This window comes from Echinicola rosea (assembly GCF_005281475.1).
Taxonomy (GTDB): domain Bacteria; phylum Bacteroidota; class Bacteroidia; order Cytophagales; family Cyclobacteriaceae; genus Echinicola; species Echinicola rosea.
In genome coordinates, this window is sequence record NZ_CP040106.1 from 823,703 (window position 1) to 843,788 (window position 20,086).

Below are 20,086 nucleotides of genomic sequence, written 5' to 3' on the forward strand. Positions count from 1 at the left end.
CCTGCCGCTTACCCCTCGGTCCCCTAAAAGGGGAAGAAGCCACCACCCAATATCCGGTAAGCAGCAGCCTGTATCCCGTGAAGCCATAGGTTGCCCACTAGCCATCAGCCGAGGACGACCGGAAGCTAACGCTTATGCATTACAAACTTAAAACCTCTAATCATTGCCACTTCAAAAACTCAACTCCTCCAAAGGTAAGGAAAAAGGATGTAGGCGGTGGTGCCAATGATGGCATTAATGGCGAGAAGGGTCAGCAATTTATCTGCACTAACACTCCTGTCCAATCCATCTATGGCATTTTTGGAAATACGAATGGCCATCAGCAGGATTGGAATGATGATAGGGAAGCTCAAGATCGCCATGAGGGTGGCGTTATTGCTGGCCTTAGAGGCAATCCCCGATACCATTGTGAGGCAAGCAGAAAAACCAATAGCTCCCAACAGCAAATTCAGCACGAAAAGCCCTTGATCCTGCACTGGATTACCGAGAATAACACTAAAAACTAAGTATCCCAAAATCGCCAAAACTGCTGTCAGCATGGTATTATAGATGATTTTGGAAATAATGATTCCTTCAGGAGAAGCAATCATATAGTAATAAAGCTGTCGACCCTGATGCTCCTGCACGAAACTTTTGGCCACCGCATTTACGGAAGAAAACAGGATAATAATCCAATACAGGGCATTCCATGTCGGCACTGCTATGGTCCCTTGTTTGGCTCCCACACTCAGATAAGTGATAAAAACGGCACTGACCACATACAGCAATATACCGTTAAGGGCATATTTCTGGCGCCATTCCAGCGTAACTTCTTTTTTGATCAGAACGATGATTTCTTTCCACATGCTGGCGCAAATATAGCAAAAGTGAAAAGCATAATGGTAGTAGCCAGCCAAAATCAACCGGTGTATTGCAGTAGATCATTGCTATTATCAGAAATGGTTTGTTTTTTTGGTAAATCGTAAGATGAGTATTTTTATTTCAAACCCTAGTATTTTATGAAATCAACATTTTATTTATTGCTCTTGATGGCACTACTGGCCTGCGGAAAGGCTGAACAAGAGCCTGCTGTACAACTTAGACTTGACCTTGACCATACCGATAATGCATCTGTTCTGAAAATCTATGACTTATCTACCCAGCTCGGAGGAGAATTGCTGCGACCCCTAACCAGTTTTTCGGCAGATTCTACCGGCAGCTTTCTAGTCTCCATGGACACCGTCCAGTCGGGGTTCTATGGTCTCCAAGTCAATGACAAAACCTATACCACGGTCTATTTATATGATGGTGTTGATATGACGGTATCCGGTGACCCCATGAAATCCAAGGAACTCACCTTTTCAGGGAATGGTGCCGGTGAAGCCCTTTTCCACCAGAATTTTGAAACCCTGTCCACGCAAACCTTGGGGGCCATTGTAGAAGAAGATGATGCAAGTTTTGTGCGGAAACTGGACTCCGCTTATCAGTCAGGTATAAAGCAGATCAATGCAGCAGACTCATTAAACAGTGAATTCATTTCCAATGAAAAAGCTTTACTAAATGCCAGAAGAGCCTTATATACGAGCTACTATCCCAGGGCACGCCAGCGATTATTACAATCTGAAGTAGAAATAACACTACCTGATTCGGTCTTGTCATACACATCTTCAGCCATCGCGTTGGCAGACGAAGGACTGCTTATCCCTGAATACCGAAGGGTAATGGATAACCTAAACCAAACGGCATTCAACCAAGTGATGAACGAATACTCGGAAGCACATCCTGATGAGGATTGGGGAATGTCCAAATACATCCAAATGCGAATGGACTATATCTTGGAAGAGGAGGACGAAGCGTTAAAGGATTACCTTTTGGCCAAGCTGACCCTAGATGCCATCAGTTATTATGGTGATGATGCCGTGGCATTGGTATATGACACCTATCGAGAAAAATATCCTGATTCCCAATTTAAAGCATACCTGGAAGCTGTCAATAAAAAATGGGAGGCGCTGGCCAAAGGAAAACCTGCCAAAGAAGTGGAAGGCACTGCACCTGATGGCGAAAAGGTAAAATTATCAGATTTTGAAGGAAAGGTAGTCTATCTGGACACTTGGGCAACATGGTGTGGCCCCTGCCGTGGGGAATTTCCTGCTGCTAAAGTCCTGAAAGAAGAGTATAAAGCTCAGGATGATATCGTATTTATGTATGCTTCTATAGACAGTGATAAGGAGGCATGGGAAAAGTTTTTGAAAAATGATCCCGAATTCAAAGGGGTTCACCTCTTTGTGGACGGAGCCTGGCAGTCCGAATTGTGCAATGACTATATGATCCGCGCTATTCCCCGTTATATTTTGATCGATAAGAACGGAAATATCGCCAATGCAAAAGCCCCACGGCCCAGCAGTGGTGAGGACATCAGAAATGAAATCAATGCCCTGCTATAATCCCCAAAAAAATATTTTCCTTAAATACTTAAATAAAGGCTGTCTCATTGTAAACCGGTCCGTCTTTGCAAAGCAGCCATGAAATGGCGATCCGTCTATCCAATACGAGATCGCTTCACTTTGCTGCCGCTCCGTTCGCGATGACGGAAGGTTTAAGATGAGACAGCCTCTTTTTTGTTCATACTTAATCAATCCATTCAAATCCCAAATACGGAACCAATACTTCTGGCATTTTGATGCCCTTTTCGGTCTGGTTGTTTTCCAAAATGGCTGCGACAATTCTGGGTAAAGCAAGTGCGCTTCCATTAAGTGTATGGGCGAGTATGGTCTTTTTATTTTCATCCTTAAAGCGCAACTTCAACCGATTGGCTTGGTACGTCTCGAAGTTACTCACAGAACTTACCTCCAACCACATTTCCTGGGCGGCAGAATATACCTCCATATCATAGGTCAGCGCAGAAGTAAACCCTGTGTCTCCTCCGCACAATCTAAGTACCCGATATTGCAGACCAAGTTTTTTAAGCAGCTCCTGAACGTAATTGCTCATATCCTCCAAGGTCTCATAGGACTTATCGGGATGGGTGATTTGTACGAGCTCCACTTTATCAAATTGGTGAAGCCTATTGAGTCCTCTTACATGTGCTCCCCAACTGCCCGCTTCTCTTCTGAAGCAAGGGGTAAAGGCCGTATTTTTGATGGGCAGATCACTGGCTTTTAGCATTACGTTTCTGTACATATTGGTGATCGGTACTTCAGCGGTAGGGATCAGAAAAAGGTCGTCATTGGTGACATGGTACATCTGACCTTCCTTGTCCGGAAGCTGACCGGTTCCATAGCCACTTTCTTCATTGATCAGTATGGGCGGCTGCACTTCATGGTAACCGTACTTGGTGGCTTCATCCAAGAAAAAATTCACCAAGCCACGCTGCAATCGAGCGCCTTTTCCTTTATAGACCGGAAATCCCGCTCCCGTGATTTTATTGCCCAACTCAAAATCAACAATATCGTACTTTTTGATCAAATCCCAATGCGCTTCTTTGCCATCATAAAGGCTTACAGTCTCACCATGCTCCAAGACCACTTCATTGTCATCCGCTGATTTACCGGCTTTCACGCTGGCATGCGGTACATTGGGGATGGCATAAAGCAATTGCTTCAGGCTCTCCTCTATCTCGCTATATTTTTCCTCCAGGGATTTTATCTGGCTTTTGATTTCGGCAGTGCGGTTTTTGATCGTTTCAGCCTCATCTTTTTTACCTTCTCGCATCAACAGGCCAATTTCCTTGGAAATAGTATTGGATTCAGCCTGTAGCTGGTCCCTTTCCAGCTGGGTTCCTTTCCTTTCATCGTCCAAATCCAGGACGTTTTGCAGCTTCTCCTTTGCATCAGCAAAGAAGCGCTTCTGCAATCCCTCCACTGCCTGGTCAAAATTCTCACGGATAAAATTTACCTGTAGCATGTTCTTTAATAAGCTTTAATTTAGAAATGCAAAGATAGTGATTTCAAACAGAGCTCAGGAGCGGAATGGTAAAAAATCGAAAAGCAATGCCCGGCAGGATTGCTTCCTGCAGGATCTCTGGATTATTACTGGTGGTATTTACTGAAAGTTTTAAGAGGTTTGATAATAAACAGAATCTTTTTTCCGTTTGTGGTATAAAGAGAAACAAACAGGTAAAATCAGTCTATTTTAACTGGATACTAACCTTTTTCTTGTATATTGGAAGCGTGTAAACGCACTAATTTTCTGATAAATACACATCCTCAAAGAAAAAGTTTGCGTATTAAAATTGCTTACTGTAATATTGTGAAGTCAAAAAGTTCATAATTCACGCCCTGTGGATTCATCTTATTTCAATAAGAACCTTTTTATACCAATCAATTAAATAGTCACAGTACTCATTTCTATTAATCACATCAAGTACCTCTTATACGTTTTTTATGTATAATATTGAAGAACTAAAAATCAGATTGCTATCCGAACTGAAGGAGATAGCAGAAGAACTGGGGGTGAAAAATTATAAATCCCTCAAGAAGGACGATCTTATCTACGCAATCTTAGATCAGCAAGCAATCACCCCAGAGAAAGCCCTTCCGAAGAAAAAGCCGGCAAAAGCAGAAGTGGAAAAACCGGCAGAAGAAACTCCTGAAAAGAAACCAGAGCATAAGCCATCCGCTGAAGACAATAAGGAAACCAAGCCTAAGTTTAAGCGGGAGAATGTAACGGAATCCAAAAAAGAGGATTCGCCAAAAGCGGACAACAAACCAGCTAAAAAACCGAAGGAAAGTGCCAAGGAAGCGCCTAAGGAAAGAAAACCTAAGCGTAGTGAGGCGCCTAAACCGGAAAATAAGCCGGAAAACAAACCTGATAGCAAGCCGGAAGGAAAGCCTGACAACAAGGCAGCGACCAAACCGGATAAAACAGCTTCTGATGAAAATCGACCGAGGAGCTTCAGACCAAGGAGAAAAGCAGTGATAGACGAAGAAGCTCAGCGCGTAGCAACAGAAAGGCCACAGGAAGCCGAGGTCGATCTTCCCAAGAGAAAGAATTTCAAAGAGCCTTCTGTTGAGCAGCCTTCCCAGCCGTCCGTTGGACATAGCAGGAAGAAATACGCATCTTTGGTAAAGGAATTTGATGGCATTATAGAAAACGAAGGTGTCTTGGAAATCATGTCCGACGGATACGGCTTCTTGCGCTCTCTTGACTATAACTACTTGGCTTCGCCGGATGACATTTATGTGTCTCCTTCCCAAATCAAGCTATTTGGGCTGAAGACAGGCGATAACATTAAAGGCCAGATCAGGCCTCCCAAAGAAGGAGAAAAATATTTTGCCCTTCTCAAAGTATCTTCCGTCAACGGAAAGACCACTGAGGAGATCCGTGACCGGATCCCATTTGAATACCTTACCCCATTATTCCCAGAAGAAAGACTAAACCTGACCACGCGAGCGGACAATTTCTCTACTCGAATCGTGGACTTGTTTGCCCCTATCGGAAAAGGACAACGGGGCATGATCGTGGCGCAACCAAAAACAGGTAAAACCGTCCTACTTCAAAAGATCGCCAATGCGATTGCGGAAAACCATCCAGAGTGCCACTTGATGATCCTCTTGATTGACGAACGCCCTGAAGAAGTGACCGACATGGCAAGATCAGTAAAAGCGGAAGTTATTTCGTCCACCTTCGATGAGCAAGCCGAGCGTCACGTGAAAGTATCTTCCATGGTGCTGGAAAAAGCCAAAAGAATGGTCGAATGCGGTCATGACGTAGTGATCCTCTTGGATTCCATCACCCGACTGGCCAGGGCTTACAATACCGTGGTGCCATCCTCTGGTAAAATCCTTTCCGGTGGTGTGGACGCCAACGCACTTCACAAGCCAAAAAGATTCTTCGGTGCAGCCAGAAATGTAGAAAATGGCGGCTCACTGACCATCATTGCCACTGCACTGGTAGAAACCGGCTCTAAGATGGATGAGGTGATCTTTGAAGAATTCAAGGGTACCGGCAACATGGAACTGAGCTTGGACAGGAAGCTTTCCAATAGAAGGATTTACCCTGCGATCGATGTACCTGGTTCTGGTACCCGACGGGAAGACCTGTTGATGGAGAAAGAAGAGATGCAGCGTGTTTGGATATTGAGAAAACTCATGTCCGACATGACCTCCCAGGAGGCGATGGAATTCTTGCTCCAGCGAATGAAAGGTACAAGAGACAACGCCGAATTCCTGATCAGCATGAACGGATAAAATAAGGCACTCCCATAATTGCCAGCCTCAAGCCCTTGGGTTTGAGGCTTTTTTGTTGTATTACGGATTTTGTTTTCTGTCGTTTTTTACCAGAAATATGCTTTTTAAAATATTATTTTGTATTATTTTTAATTACGTAGTTTTTATTTTATCTATGTAGTGAAAACGTTAGTCACAACACATAGAAACTATTCGATTATGGGTTACTCCCAACAGTAACCCATAACACCGAATTCATAATTTATTTCAAGCAATCACTTCAGCTTTGCTACTTGGTACCAGTATGTCAATATAAGTCACTGAATACCCTAGTAAAGCTGCGGAAAAGAGTACCTGTTTTATCTGAAAATCTAAGGTGCATGAAGAAACGCTTTACTCAAAACTCGAATTCACTCCTCCTTTTTCACTTGATATTAGTGATATCTGTGACAATGCAAGCGCATCAGGCCTCTTTTGCGGAAGGCTCGGGTGATTGGGGAACGGCCAGTAACCGTGAAAGCTGGCTATGGATCCCCGCCAATAGCAGCACCAACAACGGTGGGTATGGAAGCCGCGGATACATGATGATGCCTTCCAAGACCAATAATTATAACGCCGCCCACCGAATGTATGTCTATGTCAAACCGGGGGAGACGGTATATTGGGGGTTTAGAAATGAAGAGGAATTTGATTTTTTAGGATGGCAATATTACGATTATAATGCCAATATTCGGGTGAGGTGGTTTTACGATGATACCGATACAGGCTTCTTTCCAGATAAGCGATATGGTGTCCCAGTAGACAACCACTACTATGATGCCCACTCTAACGGAGGAATACAAGGCAGGCCAGCCAATGCCCAAGCAGCAGCTAATGGGCCATCACAACTCGTAGGACCTACTGGATATAACGCTTATTCTTTTACCAATACCACAGGGGAAGCAAGGGCTTTTTGGGTGGAGATTTCCCGAAATAACGGGGATCCAATTAGGGACGGACTTCCCATCAGCTTTTGGGATGTGACTGTAGCGAATGAGGAAGACGAAGTGCAGCCAGGAAGGCTTTACAGCAAATACTGGAGCATCCTGAACGGCTTGCCAAGGGATGCCGGTGTGGCAAATAACCGTGCGTTTCATAATGACTTTGGCTTTTACGTTCCAGTGGATGACACCTTTGGCGGTACGGGCGACACCTACTTCGTCAAGCATGCCCAGTTTCCCAATTCCAATGGTGGCTTTGTTAATTTTTTTGCCAATCAAGACGGCCCCCGAAACAACACCGGCAGCCATGTTGATAATCGAAAATCCATTGAGGGTGTTTCTTCCAATTACCAGTATCCATTATTCCTAAACGACCCTGATTTGGAATTTTGGCCTACAACAGAGGAGCCTTCCGCCAGTCTTAATATTACTTATGAGGAAAGAGTCCCCTCCGGAAATGGCGGTCATGCCTGGGTGGACATCGACATCAGCCTTCCGGGGATTGTGGACGTATTGATCGACCTGAACGGAAACGGCACCTATGACGGAGGAACTGACCTGATCATAAGTGAAAAGTATGATGCCAGCGGGGAATACACCATCTACTGGGACGGAAAAGATGCCAATGGAAATGTGGTCACCAGCGGATCCCCAATTGGAGTATTTGCAGCTGTGATCTTTTCCCCTGTGCATTTTCCCGTTTACGATATGGAACAAAGTATGGGGATCACCATTACCAATGTCCGGCCGGGAGATCCGGAAGATAATACCATCTATTGGGACGATTCGTTGATTCCTCGGGATGGTGAATCTGGTTTTGTGGAGTTGGATGATGACTGGAAAACCAGTGCCGTTTCCCTTCCTGTAAATGTCACGGGTGAAGCGGGGGACAGTCATATTTGGCATGCAGATGGCAATAATGGCTTTAGCGAACGAAACACCATCAACACTTGGGCCGCCTCCTACTATGCAGAGGTGAATGAAGATGACGAATACCGCTATTTGACCTTCAAGGGAAATGTCTATGATGACGATGATGGTGTGGAGGACGGATTGATTTTTGGTGAGGCTACCGCAGCAGAAGGGCTACATGTGCTGATCGTGGACGAGCATAACGAAGTAGTAGCTACCGCGGCTGTTTTACCAAATGGAGCATATGAAATCGACCGTGTACCGGATGGGACGTACACTGCCGTGCTTTCTAGCATAACGGTAGCTGTAGGCGAGCAAAGCCCTGGACCTGTTTTGCCGGAAGACTGGGAAAATACCGGCGCACAGTGGGGCACGGTGCAAGATCAGCATTTATATGAACCATCCGGAATATTAGGCGAATTGACCTTAAACAATACCTCTGTACGAGAAGCGAATTTCGGGTTGAGGGTGATGGCTACACTTCCTGTGGTATGGCAGGATTTTGATGCGGCATTCCAGACCGAGCAGCGCAACACCAAGCTGGAATGGAGTGTAAGCAAGGAATGGGAAAACAGTCACTATGAAATCGAACGCTCAGTGGGCGGTGCCTCAGATTTTAAGAAAATAGGGGAAGTGAAGGCAGTTGGCTGGACAGATGAGCTGACACAATATCAATTTACGGACAACGTCCTCCCTGCAACTGGAGGAAAACTATACTACCGGATCAAGCAGGTGAACTTGGACAATAGCTTTTCCTATGGGTCTCTGCGTCAAGTGGCCGTTCCGAAAATCACCTTGACTACGGATAGTTGGAAGGCATATCCTAACCCGAGCGCCCACCACGAACTGAAGCTGGAGCTGCTGGACGGGAGTTCCTACCAAGGAGGACTGATCAACTTGAGGGTGATGAATGCGCTGAATAAGTCAGCTAGCAGCTCAGTGGAGACCCTCGACGATTTGAACCTTCACGTTTCAAAGCTATTACAGGCTTTTGGTAATGGCCTGGTGATCATGGAGGTAAAATGGGAAAACAAGGTGCAGTACCTTAAAGTATTACTCGAATAATTTTTTAGAATAACTAAACCAACGATGCGGCTCAAAGTAATTTGAGCCGTTTTTTTGATATGTTTGTAGCCTTCAACACGCTCGATAGGAGAAGAGCCATACTTATGCATAGTAGGTGGCAACGGCAATTTTTTTGGATCATAACCAACAGTCCAGCGTCTATCTCGATACTTTAGGTGTTTTAAATAAAAACTGAGGCTATGAAACAATAAATCTATGATTTATCCTAAAAGAACGTTATGGAGATTAATACGATCTACTTTTTCTTTTAATAAATTAATCAAGGAACAAAACGAAAAGCATAAATAAACAATCAAACCGACTATTACTGGGTACAAAAGTGAAATTTAATTTAAATCGGCACTTGTTTTAGGGGATAAGTTTGATATTTTTGTCATCAAACAACAGAATTACGTAATGATTAAGGGTTTTGTTGAAAAAAAAGTGAAAAATACTTTTAAAAAGCCAATCACCTTAGCAAAGACTGTAGCACCAATAGTCTTTGCTACCAAATGATTAATAAATGAAAAGTATATTGTGCCGCCTATGTAAAAATGGGTGTCAAGCGATATTTATCCTTACTTTCTGCCTAATTGGGATATGCCACACCAGCTTTGCCCAGCAATTTGAATCGAACAGTGATGGCAACTGGAGCACACCTTCTATTTGGGATCGGACCAATCCAAATGGGTGTTCGAATTTGGGAGATTATCCCAGAACCAGCACATACAATCCAAACTGTCAAGTAGATGTGGTAGTAGAACACAATGTAGCTTTTGACGTCAATACTTCCTTTGGCGGAGGGTATTTTAAAAGCTTGACAGTAACTGGATCAAATGGAGTGCTCACTTTCCCAGGAAACTTAACCTTTGATCAAAGTGGTTCAAGTCTTCCTGCTCCTAACAATGTGGTGATCAATGTGGATAACGGAGGATATATTGATGTTTCCAACGGGAGCCTCTTAATGAATCGAGGAGGCGTTTTAAACATCACGGGCAATAGTACAGTGATAGTACGTGATCTAGAATTGCAAAGTAATAATGCAACAATTAATGTTGAAGAAGGGTCGCGATTGATCGTGCTTAATAGCTCAACTATAAACTCAAATACGACCTTAAACCTTGAAGGTGAGTTAATAACCAAATCATTGAATTTCAATTCAGGAGGATCATTAATTTCATCAGGAAATTCAGCCATTAATGTATCAGAAGATTTGAGTTTAGGAAATGGTACCTTGGACCTCAAAGACAATGCTATTATTTCCGTTGGTGGTGATATGTCCATGAGCGGAGGAGGAGCATTAAAAATGAAAGATAATACCGAAGCTATCGTTGATGGAATGCTCGACATAAATTCTACCAATCCAGCAGAATTGAGAGATTATGCTACATTTATTGTTGATGGAATTAGGGAAGGAAGTATAGGTAGTTTTTCTGTGTTGGATTATGCCTGCTATCAATCAGCTACTGATGCAAATAATTGCGCATCTTCATTACCTGTAAATTTTTCGAACCTCCTTGCTCAATTTTCAGCACTAAAGAGAAAAGTAAACCTTTATTGGTCAACATACAGAGAATCAAATAACAGCCACTACGAGGTAGAACGCTCATTCAATGGCATTTCAAGCTTTACAAGCATTGGAGAAGTTTCGGGCAGTAGATGGTCAAACGACCTTCAGCAATACACCTTCGTTGACACCGATTTACCGCTAGAAGCTGGCCGTCTCTACTACCGCATTAAGCAAGTAGATGCAGATGGAGAAGCTACCTTCAGCAAAATCATTGCTTTGGACATACCGGGGCTTTCTGCCGGAAAAGCCACTTGGCAGATTTACCCAAACCCTGCCAATGGAGAACAAATCAACCTCGCACTTATCAACTCCCAAAAGTACAACGGAGAAGAAGTATCCATAACCATTTTCAATTCACTCAACCAATCCCGTTCCTTCCGAGCAAGTTCTATTGCAGAATTGAACTTGCGGTTAAGAAAAGAATTGGCTGAATTTTCGAAAGGACTGGTACTGGTAAAAGTGGGCTGGGCAGATTCGTCACAACTCATCAAATTATTGCATTAGAAACCCTATAAAATGTGATATATTATATAATTAATTAGATTATAAAGGAAACCCTTTGGCATGTCACGGGTTTTCGTAAGTTTGTGATGCACTACCTAACACCAGTATATGAGCATCCTTACAGACCGATTTAAGTGTACTGCTTTTTATTTTTACTTGTCTTTTATGGTTGTTGGTTGGCTCTTCATCATGGCGAACGAGTCACAGGCGCAATGCTCAAACACCATCACCATTCCCTCCGGAAGCAGCGAAATTAATATCGAACTCGAACTTACCGAAGTCATCACTTACAATACTTATTGCCCAAATGGATTTGAATACCGTGTAAGGATTGACTATAACGTGAGCTTCACCGGGCCTACACCTACCCTGTGGACACTTCAAGGATATTTGATATGTGATGACGGCACAGAGCTCGATGAAAATTATTTTGATCTTCCTGAAGGAGGAGGAAGTGGAACAGTATTAGCAGCACAGAGCGATTGGTACACTTGTTATTCCAATCCTCCACATCCAAGCCCTGCAGATTTGGGATGTTTTAATTTTAGGTTGGTAATACAAGGTCCTGAGATCGATGAAAATTATCGGGAAATTACGGAAGGAGTTTGTGAAAACCCCAATTCCTGCGTGGAAGTGGTGCAAGTTTCCGAACTGGAACGTCTGTATATCTATCGTTGTGACGGGCCATTTACCGCTCCTGCTGAATTTGACGATGCCGAGGTATTGGTGGTAGGCGGTGGCGGTGGCGGCGGTCATGGCGAATCTGCTGGAGGTGGGGGCGCAGGCGGCTTGATCTATCAGGCTTCTGTCCCTTTGACACCTGGTGAGACTTATCCGGTATATGTAGGAAGAGGAGGTGAAGGGGCTGCTGCAAACCAAGCAGGCCAAAACGGCATGAACTCATATTTTAATAATATTACTGCTATAGGAGGTGGAGGCGGAGGCTCCTATCACACCAACAGCACCCATAATACAGGAAGGTCTGGTGGTTCAGGTGGAGGACATGCAAGTAACTCCTCCTCTGGACCTTCTGGTGGTTCACAGGGAAGTGAAGGAGCTCAGGGAGGGCAGGGAAATGGACAGGCTAGATCAGGTGGCGGTGGTGGTGGGGCCGAGACCCGAGGAATATCCGGAAATGGCTCACGCGGCGGTAATGGTGGCGAGGGAGCTTCTTCACCGATTTTGGAAGACCTATCTGTAAGCGTAGGCATCGACAATATCTTCGCAGCAGGTGGCGGAGGCACTGGAAGACCTGGCCAAGGCAATAACCAAGGTGCCGGCGGAAGCGGCATTGGCGGAAATGGATCCACGGATACGGGAGCAAACGGTCAGCAAAACACCGGCTCAGGAGGAGGGGCCGGTTGGGATGGTGGTGGAGATGGTGCAGACGGAATAGTGATCATACGTCTTCGGTTATCTAGCCTGCCAGTGGAGTGGGAAGCCATTAACGTAGATTATCAAGCCGTCAAAAACAAGGTCCAAGTGGACTGGGAGGTAAAGCAGGATCCATCAACCAGTCATTATGTACTTGAGCGTTCGACCGCTGGAATAGATGATTTTTCGTCTATCGCCAAGATAGACGCTGTAAAATCAACAGTTGGAAGCGTAGATTACCAATACGAAGACCATCAACTACCAAGTTCAGGCGAACGCCTTTATTACCGGATAAAAGAAGTTGGATTTGACGGGAAGCACTCCTACTCAGACGTCTATTCTGTCAAGATCCCCGCTACGCAAAAATCGAAAAACAAATGGCTTATCTATCCCAATCCAGCTTCCGGTCGTGAGATAAATGTATCGTACACGGCCCCTACTGAGAACCTCAAAACCATCCAATTCCGATTAGTATCACCATTATTATCCACCGACTTTGTACATGCAAACGGTTTAAATGATTTTGAAGAATCACTTCAGGAGATTTTTGCACCACTTGAAAAAGGCCTGTGGGTATTGGAAATCAGGTGGGAAGAAAAGGTCGAATACATCAAACTGGTGAAAGAATGACCCTTGGCAAACCGCGAAGTCAGGTTTCATCCTGATGCGACAAAATAACCTCAGCATTACCGGAAATCAGGAAGTGTCTTCCTGAATTAATCTCCTCACACAATATCCGGGTCCTTCGAGGCTGCATTTTTTTGAATTTTCGACCTCTAAGCTCAAAGACAGTTCCTATGGTGAGCTCGTTAAGATAAATGGCCTTGAGACCATTTAATGAAGCATCATACTTTCGCAGCTCCCTATTCAGCCAGAAGTCCGTGCTGGAGCTAGCTTTTGGATTGGCCATATGCCTTCTTAGCGGGATGAGCAAGTCCTTTGGAAACACTTCATCCGTCAAGACTGGCATCATCAGCTCCCTGAACATGGCTTTCCATTCCCGACCGTGCGGCTTTATGCTGGTACCATAGGCTTTGAACGCTCGGTGATGGGCCACCTCGTGGATATAAGTGATCAGAAACTGATACCGATTGAGATTATGGTTTATCGTAATGGTCTGGATGGACTTGTCGGCTCTAAAGCGAAAATCACCCAGCTTTGACAGCCTGACCTTGGATACAGTAAAATGGAACGGCAGCTCCTGCCATAGCCTCAAGCAATACGAAATGGCATTTTCTGGCACTTTGGCCTCAAAAATCTTGACTAGCTTTGATGCGGAACTTGGTTTCATTTGGTGCTAATATAAAAAAAAGCACCGATTGCTCGGTGCTTTGGAAATTTCCATTTCAATAACAGAATTAACCGTTGATTTCTTCGGTCACCTCTTCCACGGTATCTTCTACTGACTCAGTAGCATCTTCTACCGATTCTTCAAGTTCTTCCACTGACTCTTCGATCACTTGCTCAGTTTCTTCCAGCTGAGTTTCGATCGTTTCTTCAGTTTGTTCAACTTCCTTCTTGCCACAAGAAGTGGTCAATACCAGACCAACCAGGGCAAACAAAACCATTGTCTTTTTCATGTATTTGATTCTTAAAATAAGCACGCAAATGTACACCCTTGAAGGATATATTCAAGCGATATAAGGAAAAATATTTTTATTTTTTCTTATAGGTGATTTTCACCGGAACCCCTTGAAAATCAAAATGTTCCCTAAGCCTATTTTCAAGATACCTGGTATATGGTGCCTTGAGGTATTGCGGTAAATTACAGAAGAACGCAAATACCGGATTTTTGGTCGGCAGCTGTGTGATGTATTTGATTTTAATGTACTTTCCTTTCCACGCTGGGGGTGGATAACGCTCGATTTCCGGAAGCATTTTATCATTCAGCTGAGAAGTAGCGATTTTTCTCGTCTTGTTTTCGTACACCTGCACCGCCAATTCGATCGCTTGGAAAATTCTTTGCTTGGTAAGCATGGAAGTAAAGATGATAGGGATCCACCTGTTTTCACCGAGTTTTTCCATCATATCATCCTTAAACTTGTTCATCGTCTTGTGATCTTTTTCGATCAAATCCCACTTATTGACCATGATCATCACACCCTTGTTGTTTTTGATGGCCAGTGAAATCAGGTTGATATCTTGGGCTTCCAGACCGCGGCTCGCATCCACCATGACGATCACCACATCTGAGTCCTCCAAAGTCCTTAAGGAACGCATCACGGAATAAAATTCTATGTCCTCTTTTACCCTCGATTTTTTACGGATCCCAGCGGTATCGGAGATGATAAAATTCTTCCCGTACAGGGTATAGTGGGAATTGATGGTATCCCTCGTAGTGCCGGCTTCGTCCGTGACGATGGTCCTTTCGGTTCCGAGCAGGGCATTAAGGAAAGAGGATTTACCAACATTGGGGCGACCCAAAATGGCGAGCTTTGGTATGCCCTCATCCGGGTTTTCTATACCTTCATCATCAAAATTGGTAATCAACTCATCCAATAAATCGCCGGTACCACTGCCACTGGCAGCGGCAATAGGATAAACGGCGCCATCCCCTAGGCCCAATTCATAAAACTCATTGGCCATAAAAGACCTTTCTTGTGTATCGGCTTTATTGGCGACGATAAATATGGGCTTATTGGCACCCCTAAGTTCATTGGCAAATTCCTTGTCCAGATCCGTCAGCCCATCAATACAGTCCACCACAAAAAGGATGACAGAGGCTTCCTCCAAAGCCAGCTTCACCTGCTTGCGGATCTCCGCTTCGAAGACATCCTCCGAGCCGGTCACATATCCACCCGTATCGATCACGGAAAAAAACTTTCCTCCCCACTGGGCATGTCCGTAATGCCGGTCCCTGGTCACCCCGCTTTCATTGTCCTCGATAGCCTTACGCTGTTCGACGAGACGATTAAAGAAAGTGGATTTGCCCACATTTGGCCTCCCTACTATTGCTACTATATTTGCCATTTTTCTACGCTTTGTAAGGTTACTGATCGTAACCAAATTTTCTTAGTTTGTTTTTATTTTTTCTCCAGTCGTCCTCTACCTTCACATGGGTTTCGAGAAATACCTGCTTGCCAAAAAAAGCTTCCATTGCCTCTCTAGACTGAATGCCTACATTCTTTATGGCTTTGCCTTTATCTCCGATGATGATGCCCTTTTGGCTGGATCGCTCCACAAAGATAATAGCCCTGACACGGATGATCTTATCATCTTCGGTAAATTGATCAATGGAGACCTCAGTGCTGTATGGAATTTCTTTTTTGTAGTTTATAAATATTTTCTCCCTGATGATCTCCGAGGCGAAGAAACGCTCTGGCCGATCAGTAAGTTCCTCCTTATCATAATAAGGTGGATGCACCGGTAACCGGTCCAGGATCTCCTGCATGATCCGCTCGATATTAAAGTTTTCGAGGGCCGACACTGGGATAACCGTATCGGTTTTTAGCCGCTTGGTCCAATATTGGGTGACTTCTTCCAGCGTGTTACCTTTAGAAAGGTCTATCTTATTGATAACCAACAAAACGGGCACCCCGGAAGCATTTATTTTTTCAATGACTTCTTCAATTTCATTATCTGTCTCAAACAGGTCAGTGACAAACACAATGACATCTGCATCTTCCAGTGAAAGGTTGACAAAGCTCATCATACTTTTATGCAACTCGTATTTGGGCTTTAGCATACCGGGCGTATCCGAAAAAACGATCTGGTAGTCAGCATCATTTATAAGTCCAAGAATGCGGTGCCGGGTGGTCTGGGCTTTAGAAGAGATAATAGAAAGCCTTTCCCCTACCAAGACATTCATGAGCGTGGACTTCCCTACATTGGGTTTGCCGATGATATTAACAAAACCAGCCTTATGAGTTTTTTCGGTCATAGAGATATTTTTTTTACAAAGGTACTTGATTTTTCACAAAATGTACGTACCTTTGTATCACAATAAAGGAAACAAGGTATTGAACAAGTCAAAACCACCTTTAAATTAGCAAAAGATAATAATATTTATAAGATATATCGCGGGATGGAGCAGTTGGTAGCTCGTCGGGCTCATAACCCGAAGGTCACAGGTTCGAGTCCTGTTCCCGCTACTACGAAAGGATACTGGAAACGGTATCCTTTTTTTGTACACAAAAATTAAGATTTCTCGCCGGGCTCTTATCCGCCGCGGCGGACACAGGTTCGAGTCCTGTTCCCGCTACTAAACAATTAGTTGATCATTCATGGTCAACTTTTTGTGCTTTATAGGGTTTGTGGTGCAGTTTATAAACCTCATTTGATTCAAATCAATTCCAATTGGTTCCAAATGACTCAAATTTGTCCCCCTTTTAGAACTGTATTGTCACTCAATTTTTATAGGTAAAGGTGATGTGCGAGCGCTTTGTAGGTTGTAAAAGTCAAAGAGATCGTATCGAAATCATTCAAATGGATTTGGATTTACTGAAATGAAGTCTCTGATTTTTTGAAAGACTAGAGGTCAACAGTCAACTATTGTAGGGGTTAAGTTTAGCCAAAAGTGTGTCCTGAAAATTAGGGGATGCTCAGGCAACAGGCCAAGGCCTTCGCTTCAAGAAGGTTGTTCGGCCAATGGAAGGGCAAACCAGAATGTACTTCCCTTTCCCTGTTCCGACTCCACCCCTATTTTCCCATGGTTCATTTCCATGTATTGCCTGCTCAGCACAAGTCCCAGTCCGGTACCTATTTCATGGTGGGTACCTTCGGTGCTCATGTTCACCTCATCGAAGATATGCGGAAGTTTTTCGGCTGGAATCCCTGTCCCTGTATCCTCTACAGAGACCACCAACAACCTTTCCCCACTTTGGATACTGGAGCTAATTATGATCCCATCGCCCTTACCGGAATATTTAATGGCATTGGCAAGAAAGTTACGGACAACAATTTTGACCATTTCCACATCGGCAAAGACAATCCCTGGCCCTGTTCGGTCAAGGACCTCTATCCCTTTCCTTTTTGCGTCCGGGAGGAGCAGCGATATGGTCTTTTCCACTATTTCCTTTATTTCAAACCTGACCGGGCGTGCCGAAGCTTCGGTCATCTGGCTTTTCGCCCACAGGACGAGGTCATTTACAAAAAAATTTACCTCGTTCAATTTCATGCTGATATCATTGGTAAGCATGCCCATTTCTTCCTTGGTGAACATCCCTTCCCGGTACATGTCAACGGTACTTTTCAGGGAGTTCAACGGTGTCTTTACATCATGTGCCACTACCGACAATATCCTGTCCTTGAATTTCCCCATCCTTTCAAGCTCCCTGTTCTGCGCATCAATCTCTTCTTGGTGAAGTTTTTGTATCCTGTTGGTACGGCGGATATTCCGGAGATAGAGAAATAACAACACGACCATCACGACCAACAATATCGATAGCACAAGGATAAAATAGGTTAAATTGCGCTGGCGAAGCAACTGCTCCTGGTGCCTTTGGTTGACTGTCCTTATTTCCTGGCCATGCCGGAACTGCTCCTCGGCCCGCACCAGCTGCGTCCTTACCTCTTGGTTCATCAGACTGTCTCCAAGCGAGGTATATTCCCGATAACTGTCGAGTGCCGCTTTATAATCTCCCTTAGCCGCTTGTATTTCACTTAAGACGAGTACTCCCTCCCTTGTCAAGGTCATATGGTTGATTTTCCGTGCCAGTCGGAGTCCCCTTTGCACCTGAACATATGCCTCTTCTGGTTTTCCTGTCCCAAGCAGGCACTTGGCTACTTTAAGGTCTGCTTCGGCCACTTTTTGTTCGGTTCCCAGCTTCATGGCAATGTTTGCTGCCTCGGCATACTTTTCCATGGCCTCCGTTGGATTTCCCGTCTGTTCCAAAAAGTCCCCTAAGGCCATAAAGGACCTGACCATGCCGGCCCTGTGGCCCAGGTCCCTACTTTCTTTCAGGGCCTTTTCGTAAAACCCAAGGGCTGTTGCAGGCTGGTTTTCCTTGAGGTAAACCCGGCCTATCCTTATATCCAACATATGCAGGAGATCCTTGTAACCTGCACGGTCATAAAGGGCCTTGCTCCGGGCAAAGGACTTCCTTGCTTCCTGCAAATTCCCCTGAAGCTCATGGACCTGCCCAAGGGTCCAATGGTTGCGGGCCACCTGCTTGTCATAACCGTTCTCAGTGGCGATTTCCAGGCCCCTATAGGCCAGTTGCTGTGCCTTTTCGTACAAACCGATGTCCATGTAGACCATCGACAGGTTTATGCACAATACCCCTATTTCCTTTCTGAGCCCCATCTTTTCGGCCCGTATCATGGCATCCCTTTCCACCTCCATGGCCTCTTGGAAGTTCCCTTTTTCATAATGGGCCGTACCGATATTGATCATTGCGACCACCTCTCCCCTTTGGTATCCTATGCGGTTGCTGAACAGGAGGGCCCTTTTTGATATGGCCATCACAGAATCCGGAACGGTACTCCAATACCGATAGGCAAGATGGTTCAGGGTCTTGATATAGGCTGTATCTTTCTCGTAACCGGGTGTTTGCTGAAACTGCTCTACCTTTGTCTGTAGGCTATCCTTGTCCAGCTCCTGTGCGAACGTTGCGGTGGACAGTACAATTTGGACCGCCCATAGGTACCAAGATGCTCTACAATACTGATGCACCATAAAAATGTACATTTTAAATTCCTTGCTCCTCATCAACGATAAATGAACGATAACCTTAAAAAACCATAATTTACCCATAAAAACAATTTCAGGGAGTATCTCTTTGCCAACTTTGGTTGCGAGCTGTTAATATTTATGCAAAAGGGCTCCCCTTCCTTCCGACGATCCAATGATGGAAAGCGTCCTCTGGAGACCAAAGATTGCTTTACAGGTGGCCTTTTCCATTCCCTGACCTTTCATCATCGGGACTTATTTTACCATGCCGGTGCCCCTTACTGTTTTTTATTTCCACCACCATTCCAAAAAAAGGTTCAAGACACCAAATACGGGTCTTTATCGTTTCCTGATGATCAGGCCTGCAAGGCCGGGACTGTCCAGCATCCGGCCCAATTCCGACTCTATCATTTCGCTGACCTCTGATTTGATCCTTTTGTAACTATTGGCCACTTCGTGATCCTTCAATTTCCTGCATGGGGGAATGGGCCGGTAACGGTTAGGTTGATATAAAAAATCGTAGCACTCCACTTTCCCAAGATTCCTGTACTTTCGGTAGAACTGGTAGGAGTAATTTGTTTTTTGATCAGTTTTTCCAGCTTTTTGCTGACGTGGACAGGTGTGGACATAACGGATCGGTTTGAACTGTAAAGATGGGTTTTTTTAAGATTTCTCTGGGTTGGTTGGGGCTTTCCTACGGCCAGGCTATCCACTCCCATTCTTTCTCTTTTAATAGAGAAAGGATTTCCGCTACTATCCTTAAGCCATATTCCCCGTTTCGCCCACTCCTTCCATTCCGATCATTCGCACCATTTTTTAAATGACAGCTCTTTCCTCTCCATTTCAAGAGAGGGCTTTCACTCCCCACGGCTACCGCTTTACTCCACTTAGCCTTTATCCTTTACCCGGCAAGCCTGGGGAATAG

14 protein-coding genes and 1 tRNA gene are annotated in these 20,086 nt (G+C 44.6%); 6 read left to right on the forward strand and 9 right to left on the reverse strand.

The window, feature by feature from the left end:
- Positions 1 to 179: 179 nt before the first annotated feature.
- A complete protein-coding gene (locus tag FDP09_RS03455; protein ID WP_137401317.1) occupies positions 180 to 845 on the reverse strand; it encodes a heme exporter protein CcmB in 666 nt (221 codons plus the stop codon).
- 153 nt (positions 846 to 998) lie between these two features.
- Here FDP09_RS03455 and FDP09_RS03460 point away from each other — a divergent pair, with 153 nt between their 5' ends.
- The gene (locus FDP09_RS03460; RefSeq protein WP_137401318.1) at positions 999 to 2,423 is read left to right on the forward strand and encodes a TlpA family protein disulfide reductase; all 1,425 of its coding nucleotides are present in this window, start codon (positions 999 to 1,001) and stop codon (positions 2,421 to 2,423) included.
- Between the two features lie 184 nt (positions 2,424 to 2,607).
- Here the strand turns inward: FDP09_RS03460 and serS are convergent, their stop codons facing one another.
- Positions 2,608 to 3,882 carry a serine--tRNA ligase gene (gene serS, locus FDP09_RS03465; protein WP_137401319.1) on the reverse strand — a complete coding sequence of 425 codons (1,275 nt, stop codon included), beginning with the start codon at positions 3,880 to 3,882 and terminating at the stop codon, positions 2,608 to 2,610.
- A 479-nt stretch (positions 3,883 to 4,361) separates the two neighbouring features.
- Here serS and rho point away from each other — a divergent pair, with 479 nt between their 5' ends.
- The 4 genes from rho to FDP09_RS03485 all read left to right on the forward strand — a co-directional run bounded on the left by rho (position 4,362) and on the right by FDP09_RS03485 (position 13,181).
- Positions 4,362 to 6,167 (forward strand): transcription termination factor Rho, encoded by a 1,806-nt coding sequence (gene rho, locus FDP09_RS03470; protein ID WP_137401320.1) that lies wholly within the window; start codon positions 4,362 to 4,364, stop codon positions 6,165 to 6,167.
- A gap of 359 nt (positions 6,168 to 6,526) precedes the next feature.
- Entirely contained in the window at positions 6,527 to 9,103 is a 2,577-nt protein-coding gene (locus FDP09_RS03475; protein ID WP_137401321.1) for a fibronectin type III domain-containing protein, read from the forward strand.
- 523 nt (positions 9,104 to 9,626) lie between these two features.
- Complete coding sequence (locus FDP09_RS03480; RefSeq protein ID WP_137401322.1) at positions 9,627 to 11,177, forward strand: T9SS type A sorting domain-containing protein; 1,551 nt, start codon at positions 9,627 to 9,629, stop codon at positions 11,175 to 11,177.
- Positions 11,178 to 11,285: 108 nt separating this feature from the next.
- Positions 11,286 to 13,181 carry a glycine-rich domain-containing protein gene (locus FDP09_RS03485; RefSeq protein ID WP_137401323.1) on the forward strand — a complete coding sequence of 632 codons (1,896 nt, stop codon included), beginning with the start codon at positions 11,286 to 11,288 and terminating at the stop codon, positions 13,179 to 13,181.
- 19 nt (positions 13,182 to 13,200) lie between these two features.
- Here the strand turns inward: FDP09_RS03485 and FDP09_RS03490 are convergent, their stop codons facing one another.
- The 4 genes from FDP09_RS03490 to era form a co-directional block, all read right to left on the reverse strand.
- Positions 13,201 to 13,842 carry a SprT-like domain-containing protein gene (locus tag FDP09_RS03490; RefSeq protein ID WP_137401324.1) on the reverse strand — a complete coding sequence of 214 codons (642 nt, stop codon included), beginning with the start codon at positions 13,840 to 13,842 and terminating at the stop codon, positions 13,201 to 13,203.
- Between the two features lie 67 nt (positions 13,843 to 13,909).
- Positions 13,910 to 14,131, reverse strand: a complete 222-nt coding sequence (locus FDP09_RS03495; protein WP_137401325.1) for a hypothetical protein — start codon at positions 14,129 to 14,131, stop codon at positions 13,910 to 13,912.
- A gap of 76 nt (positions 14,132 to 14,207) precedes the next feature.
- Positions 14,208 to 15,521 (reverse strand): ribosome biogenesis GTPase Der, encoded by a 1,314-nt coding sequence (gene der / locus FDP09_RS03500; RefSeq protein ID WP_137401326.1) that lies wholly within the window; start codon positions 15,519 to 15,521, stop codon positions 14,208 to 14,210.
- 19 nt (positions 15,522 to 15,540) lie between these two features.
- Complete coding sequence (gene era / locus FDP09_RS03505) at positions 15,541 to 16,431, reverse strand: GTPase Era (protein ID WP_137401327.1); 891 nt, start codon at positions 16,429 to 16,431, stop codon at positions 15,541 to 15,543.
- 138 nt (positions 16,432 to 16,569) lie between these two features.
- Here era and FDP09_RS03510 point away from each other — a divergent pair.
- A tRNA-Met gene (locus FDP09_RS03510) sits at positions 16,570 to 16,642 on the forward strand.
- 476 nt (positions 16,643 to 17,118) lie between these two features.
- Here the strand turns inward: FDP09_RS03510 and FDP09_RS03515 are convergent.
- The 3 genes from FDP09_RS03515 to FDP09_RS23675 all read right to left on the reverse strand — a co-directional run bounded on the left by FDP09_RS03515 (position 17,119) and on the right by FDP09_RS23675 (position 19,790).
- Entirely contained in the window at positions 17,119 to 19,167 is a 2,049-nt protein-coding gene (locus FDP09_RS03515) for a sensor histidine kinase (protein WP_187328784.1), read from the reverse strand.
- A gap of 333 nt (positions 19,168 to 19,500) precedes the next feature.
- The gene (locus FDP09_RS24150; RefSeq protein WP_262710640.1) at positions 19,501 to 19,629 is read right to left on the reverse strand and encodes a hypothetical protein; all 129 of its coding nucleotides are present in this window, start codon (positions 19,627 to 19,629) and stop codon (positions 19,501 to 19,503) included.
- Positions 19,626 to 19,790 (reverse strand): hypothetical protein, encoded by a 165-nt coding sequence (locus FDP09_RS23675; RefSeq protein WP_187328785.1) that lies wholly within the window; start codon positions 19,788 to 19,790, stop codon positions 19,626 to 19,628. Before FDP09_RS23675 ends, FDP09_RS24150 begins: the two co-directional genes overlap by 4 nt.
- Positions 19,791 to 20,086 lie beyond the last annotated feature (296 nt).